9 protein-coding genes are annotated in these 12620 nt (G+C 69.0%); 3 read left to right on the forward strand and 6 right to left on the reverse strand.

The features are described from left to right. Positions 1–105 precede the first annotated feature (105 nt). The 6 genes from ACFPZ3_RS36750 to ACFPZ3_RS36775 form a co-directional block, all read right to left on the reverse strand. On the reverse strand, positions 106–2043 hold the full coding sequence (locus ACFPZ3_RS36750; protein ID WP_379518930.1) for a wax ester/triacylglycerol synthase domain-containing protein: 1938 nt from the start codon (positions 2041–2043) through the stop codon (positions 106–108). Between the two features lie 141 nt (positions 2044–2184). Continuing rightward, entirely contained in the window at positions 2185–3231 is a 1047-nt protein-coding gene (locus tag ACFPZ3_RS36755) for a sulfite oxidase (RefSeq protein ID WP_379518931.1), read from the reverse strand. 356 nt (positions 3232–3587) lie between these two features. Next, positions 3588–4328, reverse strand: a complete 741-nt coding sequence (locus ACFPZ3_RS36760) for a hypothetical protein (protein ID WP_379518932.1) — start codon at positions 4326–4328, stop codon at positions 3588–3590. 318 nt (positions 4329–4646) lie between these two features. Beyond that, positions 4647–5078, reverse strand: a complete 432-nt coding sequence (locus tag ACFPZ3_RS36765; protein ID WP_379518933.1) for a YkvA family protein — start codon at positions 5076–5078, stop codon at positions 4647–4649. Between the two features lie 627 nt (positions 5079–5705). Next, positions 5706–7385 (reverse strand): DNA polymerase/3'-5' exonuclease PolX, encoded by a 1680-nt coding sequence (gene polX, locus ACFPZ3_RS36770; protein WP_379518934.1) that lies wholly within the window; start codon positions 7383–7385, stop codon positions 5706–5708. Positions 7386–7546: 161 nt separating this feature from the next. After that, a complete protein-coding gene (locus tag ACFPZ3_RS36775; RefSeq protein ID WP_379518935.1) occupies positions 7547–8515 on the reverse strand; it encodes an aldo/keto reductase in 969 nt (322 codons plus the stop codon). 171 nt (positions 8516–8686) lie between these two features. On the opposite strand from ACFPZ3_RS36775, the gene ACFPZ3_RS36780 reads away from it, so the two are divergent. The 3 genes from ACFPZ3_RS36780 to ACFPZ3_RS36790 all read left to right on the forward strand — a co-directional run bounded on the left by ACFPZ3_RS36780 (position 8687) and on the right by ACFPZ3_RS36790 (position 12590). Next, a complete protein-coding gene (locus ACFPZ3_RS36780; protein ID WP_379518936.1) occupies positions 8687–9793 on the forward strand; it encodes a sensor histidine kinase in 1107 nt (368 codons plus the stop codon). Between the two features lie 134 nt (positions 9794–9927). Continuing rightward, on the forward strand, positions 9928–12453 hold the full coding sequence (gene lanKC, locus ACFPZ3_RS36785) for a class III lanthionine synthetase LanKC (protein ID WP_379518937.1): 2526 nt from the start codon (positions 9928–9930) through the stop codon (positions 12451–12453). 5 nt (positions 12454–12458) lie between these two features. After that, entirely contained in the window at positions 12459–12590 is a 132-nt protein-coding gene (locus ACFPZ3_RS36790; RefSeq protein ID WP_103955008.1) for a SapB/AmfS family lanthipeptide, read from the forward strand. Positions 12591–12620 lie beyond the last annotated feature (30 nt).

A 12620-nucleotide genomic window follows, 5' to 3' on the forward strand; every position in this document is an offset into this window, starting at 1 on the left:
GCGCTCGAACCGGCCCTGCCCGGCGCGCGCGGGGACGTGGCCAGGCTGGAGGTGGCGGCGGCCACGTTCGCCGCCGTCCTGCCTTACCAGGACAACTTCTGCCGGCTAACCGGCCACCAGATCGACCCTGACGCCGTCGCGGAATTCGTCGCCCACTCGCTCGTCCAGCAGCTCGTCGAGCGCCGTGCGCAGGTGAGCCAGCAGGCCCCACACGTCGTCCATGCGCTCGGGGCAGGCCACGATGCCGAAGTCGAGCATGCCGTCGTACGAGAAGCAGGTGATGTTAACCCCGCCGCTCATATCGGTCAGCACGGACAGCGGGTAGTACGACAGGACCCTGCCGCCGCACAGGTACAGCGGGAACTGCGGTCCCGGTACGTTGCTGATGATGAGGTTGATCGGCGGGAACGCCAGCCCGGCCAACCGGAAGATCGCCGGTGTCGCCAGACTCGTGACCGGGGCGGGCAACACCGAGCACAACTCGCTCAGCCAGGTCGCCGGAGCCAGCGCGAACCGCCGCTTGGCCCTCTCCATGGCCGCACCGACCGCCTGCAGGCGCTCCATGGGATCGGGGACGTTCGTGGGCATGGGAGTGACCATCGCCGAGATCTGGTTGCCGACCACGTCCTTCGCCTTCGACTTCCGTACCGCCACCGGCACGGCCACGATCAACGGCGTCTCGGGCAGCGCGTCCCGCTCGCGCAACCACGAACGTAGCGCCGACGTACACAGGGTCATGACGACGTCGTTGACGCTCATGCCGTTGGCCTTGGCGACGTTCTTGACGTCCTTCAGGGAAACCGAACCGAACGAGAGGTGTCGGCGAGCGCTTATGGGCCCGTTGAGCGGCGTACGGGGAACGGCGAGGCTGGGCAGCTCAGGACGGTGATGCTGGTCCCGGGCGACCACCCGGGCGGCCTTGGCGATCAGCTTCGCGCCGGGCAGGCTCCCGACGACAGGAATGGCGTCCAGATCCCCCGCCGCCCTGACAACCGACTGAATCGCCCGTACGGGATGTGTCGCGGTCCGCACAGCAGCACCAGCAAGCATCCCCATCAACCCGGGCGCATCCTCGTAACCAGCCGCACTATCGAATTGGTACTCACCGTTCGCCGGCTGCCCGCTGTCGGTCCGACGGTCATCGCCGTTCGCCGGGCGTTCGTTGTCGGCTCGAGGGTCGCCGCTCGTTGTTGGGTGGCCGGCGTCGGTCCGACGGTCGTCGCCGTTCGCCGGGCGTTCGTTGTCGGCTCGAGGGTCGCGGCCCGTTGTTGGGCGTTCGTTGTCGGTCCGAGGGTCGCCGCTCGTTGTTGGGTGGCCGCTGTCGGCTCGAGGGTCGTCGCCGTTCGCCAGGCGCCCGGCGTCGGTCCGAGGGTGGTCGCCGTTCGCCGGGTGTCCGCCGTCCATTCCGTGGGCTGCGTCCGTTTGGCGAGCGGTGTTCGCCTCGTGGTCACCGTCTGCCCGGTGGGCCGTGTGCGCTTGATGGGTGTGAGCCCCAGAGGGCGTCGCAGTGGTGACGGTGAGGTCGGAGCGCTGGGTCGTCGTAGGGATCCTGCGGCGCGTGAGGTGCCCGTCCGGGGTCAGGTCGAGCAGGGTGGCCAGGGTTTCCGCGCCCGAGATGCCGTCGATGGCGGCATGATGCACCTTCGTGTAGACGGCCACCTTGCCCTCCGCCAGCCCGTTGATCAGATGCATCTCCCACAGCGGATGCGTCCGGTCGAGCCGACGGGCATGGAGGTCCGCGACCGCCTCGGCCAGCTGCCAGTCGTCCCCCGGCGCGGGCAGCGTCATCTCGAAGAGGTGGTTGTCGATGTCGAAGCCGGGGTCGGCGGCCCAGTAGGGGTGGTCGAGCCCGAGCGGCACCTCGGCGAGGCGCAGGCTGAGGGCCGGTGAGAGATGGAGCCGATCCAGCAGGAGCTCCGCCAGTGCGTCCCTGTTGACCGCGCCGTCCGCCGGGTCGAGGAGCGCCAGTCCCGCCACGTGCGCGGCGGTCGTCGCCGTCTCGACATTGAGAAACTGGGCGTCGAGTGCGGTCAGCTGACGCATCGGCTCTCCTTTTCCTAGATGTGGGAAGCATCACATGAAGGGATTTCCGGAAGGTTTCTGCGCGAGTCTTTCAGATGAATTCAGGTGGGCCGCACCAGCGTTTTGTGAATCTCCAGCTCAGCCGGGATCGGTGACAATTCCCTATCCATTGACGACGTGAATGGGATGTTGCACGACGGCGTCGAAGTGGTAGCCGTACGGATGCCGTGGCCGGGTGAGGGGTTGCGTGGTGCCGGTCTCGTCGGTGGCGCGGGCCATGAGCAGTCGCGTTCCCGTACGCTGGGGCGCCCATTCGATGTGCCAGGGCAGCCAGGCCCTGGCCAGGTGCTGCCCGTGATGGTCGGCTTTGCGCCAGGTCAGTCCGCCGTCGAGACTGACCTCCACCCGTACGATCCTGCCCTGCCCCGACCAGGACCTGCCACGCAGGACGTGCGGCGCGCCGACGGGCAGGTTCGCATTCCAGGCGAGCTCGAATGCACTCTTGACCGGCTGCGTCGTGACGTCGGCGTAAAAGACCGTGTTCCACGGCGTGAACAGCTTCGTCGTTGAAACTTCTATGTCGCCGAGCCATTTGATGGACGCAATTCCCACCCACCCCGGTACCACCAGCCGCATCGGAAATCCATGGTCCGCCGGCAGCGGTACGCCGTTCATTTCGTAGGCTACGAGGACGTCGTCCATGGCCTTGTCGATGGGCAGCGGTCTGCGTACGTGCCCGTGATCCTCGAACGGCGCGTCGAGCCCGGTGGGCAGCACGTCCACCGCGTCCGGCAGCACGCCGACCTCCTTGAGCAGATGTCTCAGCGGCACCCCCCGCCATCGCGCCACCCCGATTCCCCCGAGCCCCCACTGCGTGCCGGGCGCGCCGTCGTGCTGCTGGGTCCGGTAGAACCGCCGCCCGTTGCCCGCGCACTCGATCGCCACGTCGTACGTACGCGATGGCATGGCCCGCAGTTCCTCGTAGCTGAACTCGCGCGGACATCGCACTCCCGCCCCGTGGACGCGTAGTCGCCAGGTGATGAGGTCGATGAGCGGGGTGAAGGTGTGGTTCCGCACGAAGAACCGGTCGTTGGGGGTGTGGTAGCCCTGCCCCGACATGGCCTCCCAGCGCATCTCGGCGCTGTTGCCATGCACCTTGAACAGGTGGTCGGGCAGCGGCTTGACGATGGCCGCCATGGCTTGCTTCACGGAGCATCACCTCGTAGTGCCTATTTCCTACCTGGAAACCATTTAATCTCCTCGCGCCGTCTCGCCGCGCGCTCCATTGCCAAAATCTGTCCCAGCAGGACGGGAACGTTCCATTTCGCCGCGCTACCAGTGCCCCTACCCGAGCCCAGACCCAAGCCAACCGCCCCGCCCGCCAGCCCCCCGTTCGTGGCGCCGGCCTGAGGCCTGAGGCGTGAGGCGTGAGGCGTGAGGTGTGAGGTCTGAGGCGTGAGGCGTGAGGCGTGAGGTCTGAGGCGTGAGGCGTGAGGTCTGAGGCGTGAGGTCTGAGGCGTGAGACGTGAGGCGTGAGGCGTGAGGTCTGAGGCGTGAGGCGTGAGTCAGGCTGGCGGGACGATCGAGGTGAAGGATTCGCCGGCGTTGAGGCGGTCGATCAGGGACAGGAGGGCTGTGTGGTCTCCGTTGTCGCGCAGCCAGCGGGTTACCTGGCAGGCGGACTTGGCGTACGTGTTCGCGTCCTTGGTCGCTGCGGTCAACCACTCATCGAGCGTGGTCGGGAGAGGGCCCGATGGGGTTGCCAGGCAGCGGTCGGCTGACGTCTTCGGGGCGAGGTAGCGCGCGTCGTCGGCGACCACTACCGCAAGGCCCTCGTCGAACCATTGCGGGACCGCCTCGGCGCCGGAGGTGAGACGGGTGTGCAGCTCGACGTGGGACATCTCGTGTGAGGCGATCACCGGGTTGAGGCCCCTGGGTGAGAGCATCACCGCTCGGTTGAGGACCGCTATGCCGCGCTCCTTTCCGCCTCCGATGCGGTCATAGCAGCTCTCCGTCACGCAGATGAGCAGGCTGGGAGAGCTCGTCCGAGTGCCGTAGAAGGTGGTGATCAGCTGGCGGGCCTGTTGGACCACCTGCTTCACCTGTGCCTGCTGCGCGTCCGACAGGCCGTCTTCGGTATAGACCGCCTCCTCCAGCTCGGTCAGGCCGTAGCAGCCGGGGCACGTGGTGGCGGCTAGGGACGGGTAGGCCAGCGCCACTCCGGCGACGGCGGCGACGAGCAGCGCGGTCAGCACCGCGAGAATCCGCGCCCAGAGGTTGCGCGACTTCTTGCGCACGGAGTGCATCCTTCAGGTTCTCCTTTTGGGACGGGGGACGGGGGACGGGAGGACGGGGCGGGGCGAGACGGAGCGGGATGCGACGGGGCGGGGCGAGAGGGGGCGGGGCGAGACGGGCGGGATGCGACGGGGCGAGACGGAGCGGGGCGAGAGGGCGGGACGAGACGGGCGGGGCGAGACGGGGCGGGATGCGACGGGATGGGACGGGAGGTGCTGGGGACACTCTCTCGCATCGGTGGGGTGGGGCACATCGGCCCAGGGGTTGTCATGCTGAGGTGGGACATGCGGACAGGCTCATCGCGTACTCGGCGGACTCAGCCCAGGCCCTCATTCCTCCGATGGAGGGCGGTCGCTCAGCCCTGTGAGCCGTACCAGTGCGGCGAACCCGTCCTCGCTTCCCGGCCAGTGGCGCTCCACCGCGCTCAGGCCCGATCGCCGTACGACCGAGCGCAGGACGGCGGCGACCACGATGGCGTCGTCGGCGTACCCGAGGATGGGGATGAAGTCCGGGATCAGGTCGATCGGGCACGCCAGATAGGCGAGCAGCAGCCCCACCCGGATCCGTACGCCGCGAGGCAGGGCGCGGTCGGCGGCCAACCGGCGGACCAGCCTCAGCATGTCCGGCAGCAGCCGCAGCGACTCCCGCAACAGCCCGTCACGAGGGCGGACCACGACGAGCGCCACCACCAGCGCCGCCCATGACGCCGCCACCGCGAGCACGAGACCGATCGCCAGGTCCCACCACCACGCACCAGCCACGGTCCTCACCCTTCCGGCGGAAACCAGGAGGAAACGCCTGCCGCCCTACAAGGGATCTTGACAGCTCGAACCGGCAAGCCCCAAACGACCCCACCCCGCCGCTGAACGCCTGTGCGGCGGCGGGCAGAGCGCCCGGCTTCGACGCCGTCACCTGACGGCCGCATCAGCCGCATCAGCCGCGTCGAGCCGCATCGAGCCGCATCGAGCCAGCCATCTCCGCCACGACGTCGGACACGCCTCCAACTCGATGAGCGCGGCCACAATGAAGCGCCGGAGAACAACCCGACGACGACACGAACGCCTCCGGGATCCGGACGCAAACATCCCCCAAAGGCCGGTCCAAGATACCCCCATAAATGGCGTTATGTCGGCATCGGCGGGCAGGTGGGGGCGTGCTTCGCACACCTGCCCGCCAGAGGCCGTGGCCCCGGCCACTGCGTACGCCTGAAGTAAGGGCGACGGCCACTGCGTACGCCTGAAGTAAGGGCGACGGCCACTGCGTACGCCTGAAGCAGGGCGACGGCCGCCGCGTACGCCTGAAGTAAGGCGAGCACAAGCGGCCTGTGGGGCTGGCGAGACCGTCTCCAGCCATGGAGGAGAGAATGAGACCAAGAGGACCCTTATTACCTAACGCCCCAGAAACGCCAGGAGCCGATCCAGGGGCCAGGTGTTGATGACGTCTTCCGTCGTCAGCCAGGCCCGTTGCGCGATCCCCACCCCGAACCGCTGGTTCGCCAGGTGCGGGATCGCGTGCGAATCGCTGTCGATCGAGAACTTCACCCCATGGTGCCTGGCCAGCCGCACCAGGTCGGACGGCAGGTCGGAGCGGTCGGGGAAGGAGTCGATCTCCATGGCGGTGCCGGTCCTGGCGGCGGCGCGGAAGACGGCCTCCCAGTCGGCGTCCACGGGCTCGCGCTTGCCGATCTTGCGGGTCGTGGGGTGGCCGATGATGTCGACGTACGGATTCTCGCAGGCGGCGATGAAGCGGCGGGTCATCTCCTCGCGTGACATCGTGAAGTGCGAGTGCACCGAGGCCACGCACACGTCGAACTCCCGCAGGACCTCCCCCGGCCAGTCCACGGAGCCGTCGGGGGCGATGTTGAGCTCGGTGCCGTGCAGGAGCCGCATGTCCGGATATTTCTCCTGCAGCTTGACCATCTTGTCCCGCTGCTCCAGCGCCTTGTCCAGGGTCATGCGCTGCATCGCCAGGTCAGGGGCGTGGTCGGTGACCGCGTAGTAGGCGTAGCCGCGGGCGTGCCCGGCCGCCACCATGTCCTCCAGCGAGGCGATGCCGTCGGTCAGGTCGGTGTGGGTGTGCAGGTCGCCCTTGAGGTCGGCCGGCTCCACCGGCGTGGGCAGCTCGCCCGCCAGCGCCGCCTTGACCTCCCCGCCGTCCTCACGCATCGGCGGCGGCACGAACTGCATGCCGAGCGCGGCGTAGATGTCCTCCTCGGACTCGGCGGCGATCACCCGCTCGCCCTCGAACAGCCCGTACTCGGACAGCTTCCAGCCCTTCTTCACCGCCATCTCCCTGATGGCCACGTTGTGCTCCTTGGAGCCGGTGAAGTATTGCATGGCCGCCCCCCACGACCCGGCCGGAACCACGCGCAGGTCCACCTGGGTGCCGGATGTGGTGCGGATCGAGGTCTTCTTGTCGCCGGCCGCGATGATCTCGGCGACGTAGGGCTGGGCGCGGAAAGCGGCCATGATGGACTCCGGCGCCACCGCGAGGATGTCGATGTCGCCGATGGTGTCCTTCATCCGCCGCAGCGAGCCCGCGTACGCGACGCGCTCGGCCTCCAGCGAGGCCATCACCTGCTCGGCCAGGGACATCGCGACGCCGATGTGCACCCGGCGGCCCGACTGTTCGAGCTGCTCGATGCCCTTGAGCAGGTTGGCCAGGGTCTTCGGGCCGAGACCCTTGACGCCGTCGAGGCGGCCGGAGGTGATCGCCTCACCCAGCGCCGCGGTGGAGTCGATGCCGTAGTCCTCGAACAACATGATCGCCGTCTTGGGCCCCAGCGTCGGCACCCGGGTCAGCCGCCGCACCCCGTCGGGCACGCGGCCCCGCAGGTCGTCGAGCTGCCGGAAGCTCCCGCGCTGCAGGAACTCCTCCATCTTCTTGGCGATCGCCTCGCCGACCCCCGGGACGGAGCGCACGTCGGCGACCGAGATGTCCTCGGGGAACCCGGCGATCGCCTTGGCCGCCTTCTGGTAGCTCCGCACCCGGAAGGCGTCGCCGCCGCAGAGCGCGAACAGCTCCGCGTATTCCTGCAGCGCCGCCGCCGCTTCCTCGTTTGCCCGCATGCCCATACTTTAGGGGCCGCCTCCGACAAGCCGCCTCCGACAAGCCGCCTCCGACAAGCCGCCTCCGACAAGCCGCCTCCGACAAGCCGCCTCCGACAAGCCGCCTCCGACAAGCCGCCTCCGACAAGCCGCCTCCGACAAGCGGCCTCCGACAACCAGCCTTAGAAGCGCACGTCCCGGGGACGGTACGGCGCCTCCATGAAGGCCACCTCCTCCTCCGACAGCGACACCGACACGGCGGCGAGCGCGTCGTCCACGTGCCCCTCCCTCGTGGCTCCCACGATCGGCGCGGTGATCTCGGCCCGGTGCAGCACCCACGCCAGCGCGACCTGCGCGGCGGGCAGGCCCCGGTCCGTGGCCACCTGCGCCACCCGGTCGAGGATCAGCTTGTCGTTCTCCGGGTCGTACAGGGAGTCGATCCGGTCGTCGGACCCCCGCCTGACCGTCGTGGCGGCCGTCCCGGCCCTGGCCAGCACGCCGCGCGCCAGCGGGCTCCACGGGATGACGCCCACGCCCTGGTCGGCGCAGAGCGGCAACATCTCCCGCTCCTCCTCCCTGTACAGGAGGTTGTAGTGGTTCTGCATCGAGACGAACCGCGTCCAGCCGTTGACCTCGGCGACGTGCTGGGCCTTGGCGAACTGCCAGGACCACATGCTCGACGCGCCCAGGTAGCGGACCTTGCCCGCCCTGACCACGTCGTTCAGCGCCTCCATGGTCTCCTCGATGGGCGTCTCGTCGTCCCAGCGGTGGATCTGGTACAGGTCCACGTAGTCGGTGCCGAGCCGCCTGAGCGAGGCGTCGATGGCGTCGAGGATGTGCTTGCGCGACAGACCGCCCTCGTTGGGGCCCCTGCCCATCGGGAAATACACCTTGGTGGCCAGCACGTAGTCCTCGCGACGAGGGAAGATCGCGCCCAGCGCCTCGCCGGTCACGACCTCGCTGGCCCCCCTGCTATAGACATTGGCGGTGTCGAAGAACGTGACGCCCCCGTCCGCCGCCCTGCGGATGAGCGGCTCGGCCTCGTCGCGTGCCAGCGCCCACTCCTGCTTCGCGGGGTCGCCGTAGCTCATCATGCCGAGGCACACCCGCGAGACCTTCAAACCTGTGTTACCAAGACGCGTGTACTCCATACTTCTCACCTTATGACCTGAATGTCATAGTTAACCGGTTGGGCGTACGGGGAGTCATCCGTGTCCAAAAGCGGAAACGACCTTTACACGGACGATCCTCATCGGGTCGATTAGAGGAACGTTAGAAAGAAGCATCACGGGGGTGAGGTGGAGGACACACATCGTGGATTCGTGTCTCGGGCACGTTCCAAACTCGGTGATCTCTCATCTCCGTACTGGGTCGGCGGAGCGGGCCTGGCGGCGGGCATCGCCGGGATCACCATTCCGGTCCTGATCGGGCTGGCCGGGGCGGGGATGGTGGTCGAGGGAACGGCGGCGCTGCTCGTGCTGCTGGGACTGCATGTGAAATTCATCACCGAGACCCCGGTACGCCGGACCGGCGCGTGGTGGATCGTGGCCGTGCAGGCGTGGCTGACGTACCTGCCGCTGACGGTGTTCGGGGCGGTGTGGACCCCGGTGTGCGGGCTGCTGGCCGGCGCGTTGCTGGTGATGGCGGGCCGGATCCGGTCGATCGTGCTGGTGCTGCTGGCCCTGGCGTGCGGCCCCGTGGTGCTGGCCGCGCCGGTGCCCTCGATGATCCACCCCCTCTGGGCGCTGGCCGCCCCGCTGATCGGCGTCGCGGAGTACGCGGTGGTGACGCTGGCCAGGCGGACCCACCTGCTCGGCGAGGCGCGTACCGAGGTCATGCGCAAGGCGGTCGCGCTGGAGCGCCGCCGCTTCACCCGCGACCTGCACGACCTGGTCGGCCACCGGCTGACGGTGCTGGTGCTGAGGGTGCAGCTCCTCGAACGGCTGGTGGCCGAGCAGGACGCCAAGGCGCAGGACGAGGTGAGCGAGACGCTGGAGATGCTGCGCACCCTGTCCGCCGACGTGCGGGCCGTGGCCCACGGCCTGCGCAGCTCCTCGCTAGCGGCGGAGCTGGGCTCGGCGCGCTCGCTGCTGGAGTCGGCGCGGGTGCGCTGCCAGATCAGGATGTCCTGCCGCGACCTGCCGGAAGAGGTGGAGGAGGCGCTCACGCACGCCCTGCGCGAGGGCGTGACGAACGTCCTGAGGCACGCCGAGGCCCGCCAATGCTCCCTCCACCTGCTCGAACGCGACCAGATGGTCCGCCTGACGATCAGGAACGACGGGGTGCGCCCGCCGCGCCGCCCCGGCGACGCGGGCCAGGGCCTGCTGAACCTCGCCGAGCGCGTCTCCAGCCTCGGCGGCTGGCTGGAGGCCGCCTCCTCGCGCACCGGGCAATTCACCTTCAGCGTGTACGTCCCACGAAAGAAATAACCGGCACCCGGCCATTTGTGAAGTCCTCACAAAGGGAAATTAAATAGGCATGCCCCGGTAATGCGGTGTGTGACTAGCCGAGCGGCACCCCTGGCGGGCAGGCTCTAAGCAATCGCCCCGGAGGTTCCCGCCAGATGGACAAGTACGAGCTTTACTGCCTTGTGGACCAGCATTTCTACGACACGCTGGAGCACAGCACGGCCGAGGATGCCGACTTCCCCATTCTGCGCAGGTCCCTGCCCACCGACTGGTCCACCGCCCTGACCGACACCTGGTGCTATTACGCCCCGGACAACGAACCGCCGCTGCCCGGGCAGGGTTGGAAGATTCATGTGTCCGCCCGTGTGGAAGACGCCGAAAAGGCCATCGGCGCGGTTTGGGACTACTGCATGCCGAGGGGGATCGCGTTCAAGTTCCTGCGCGGACTACCCGTTCTCGTCATGGTGAACTCGAAGGCCGCCTCCAGGGCTTCCAGCGGCAAGCTCATCACCATTTACCCCAGGGACGAGGCACAGCTCGAACTCGTGCTGAAAGAACTCGACGAGCTCCTGCGTGACGTGCGCGGCCCGTACATCCTCAGCGACCTGCGCTACAACGCCGGCCCGCTGTTCGTGAGATACGGCGGCTTCGCAGAACGCCATTGCCTGTCACCCTCCGGCGAGCGGGTGCTGGCCGTCGAGGACGGGGACGGCGGGCTCGTGCCCGACGTGCGGGGCGCCACGTTCTCGGTGCCGCCGTGGACGACGCTGCCCGCGTTCCTGGAGTCGCAACTCGCCGCGCGCAACGCCGTGACGACGACCGAGGTGCCGTACGACATCGAGAGTGTCCTGCACTTCTCCAACGGCGGCGGCGTCTACCTGGCACGTGACAAACGCACGGGCGAACAGGTGGTGCTCAAGGAGGCCAGGCCGCACGCCGGGCTCGACGCGGCCGGGCGCGACGCCGTGGCCAGGATCAAGCACGAGCGCGACATCCTCGAACGCCTCTCGGGCCTGGCCGCCGCGCCGGCCCTGCGCGACTACTTCACGCTGGGCGAGCACCACTTCCTCGTCATGGAGTTCGTGGACGGCACGCCGCTCCAGCGCAGGCTGGTGCACCGCTACCCGCTGACCCGCGCCACCTGTACGGAGCAGGACCTCGCCGAGTACACCACCTGGGCCGTCGAGACCCTGGAGGAGGTGGCCAGGGCGGTCGGCTCGCTGCACGAGCGCGAGGTCGTCTTCGGCGACCTGCACCCCGACAACATCCTGCTGACCGACGACGGCCGGGTGGCGCTGATCGACTTCGAGGTCGCCACGCTGGCCGGCGACCGGGCCCGCGCCGCGCTCGCCCACCCCGCCTTCGCCCCGCCGGCCGACCGGCAGGGGCTGGACAGCGACCGGTACGCGCTGGCCTGCCTGCGTCTCGGCCTGTTCGCCCCCCAGTGCACGATCATGTTGCCGCTGCACCGCCCGAAGGTGGCGCACCTGGGGGAGATCGTCAAGGAGACGTTCCCCGTCCCCGGCGGCCTGATCGACGAGGCCGTCGCCACCATCGCGGGCGACGTGAGGGAGACCACGCCTGTGCCCATGCCGGGCACGGCGACCTGGCCGGAGCTGCGCGACGCCATGGCCACGGCCATCGTGGCCAGCGCCACCCCCGAGCGCGACGACCGGCTGTTCCCCGGGGACGTGGCCCAGTTCCGGCCCGGCGGCGGGCTCAACCTCGCCCACGGCGCCGCCGGCGTGCTGTTCGCGCTGGCCGGCGCCGGGCTGGGGCCCTATCCCGACTACGAGCGCTGGTTACGCGAGCGCGCACTCAGCCCGGTCCAGGGCTCGGGCCTCGGCCTGTACGACGGGCTGCACGGCATCGCGTACGTGCTCGGCCTGCTCGGACACTCCGACGACGCCAACGAGCTGATCGACATCTGCCTGCGCGAGAAGTGGGACCTCCTGGAATCGGCGCTCATCTCCGGCCTGTCCGGGATCGGGCTGAACCTGCTCCACTTCGGCCGCACCAACCTCGCCCTGCGCGCGGTGGACATCTGCGCCGGGCGGCTCGATACCCCCGTACCCGAGATCAGCGGCGGCGCGAACCCGCGCGCCGGTCTCATGCACGGCTCGTCCGGGCCCGCGCTGCTGTTCCTGCACGCCTACGAGCACACCGGCGACACGGCGCTGCTCGACCTGGCGGCCACCGCGCTGCGCCAGGACCTGCGGCGTTGCCGGCACTCCGAGGACGGCTCGCTCCAGGTGAACCAGGGATGGCGGCTGCTGCCGTACCTGGATGAGGGGTCCGCCGGCATCGCGCTCGTGGTGGAGCGCTACCTGCGGCACCGCCGCGACGAGGGGTTCGCGACCGCGCTGGCCGAGCTGCGGCTCGCCGGACGCGCCGGCTTCTTCGTGCAGGCGGGACTGTTCACCGGGCGCGCCGGGATCATCGCGGCGGGCGCAGGTGACGAACTGGTGAAGGGGCTGCGGTGGCACGCGCTGCCGTACGCCGGGGGCCTTGCCTTCCCCGGCGACCAGCTCCTGCGCCTGTCCATGGATTTCTCGACCGGAACGGCAGGCGTGCTCTTCGCCCTCGGCGCCATTTTGGGCGACGAGCCCTGCCGACTGCCGTTCCTGGAGGCCGCACCCGAGCGGCCTGCGCACCCTACAACACCGCGGAAGGAGGTGTAACACACATGGTACTTCTCGACCTGCAGGGTCTCGAGGCCCCCGCGGCCAGTGACGTCGCCAGCGGCGGCAGCACGTTGACCGTTCTTTCGTGCCACTCCGGCAAGCCCAGTAACCTCAGTGTCGCTCTCTGCCACTGATCGCCATAACCGGGACCCCGCGCCGTTCGC

The sequence above is a fragment of the Nonomuraea insulae genome, assembly GCF_042656245.1.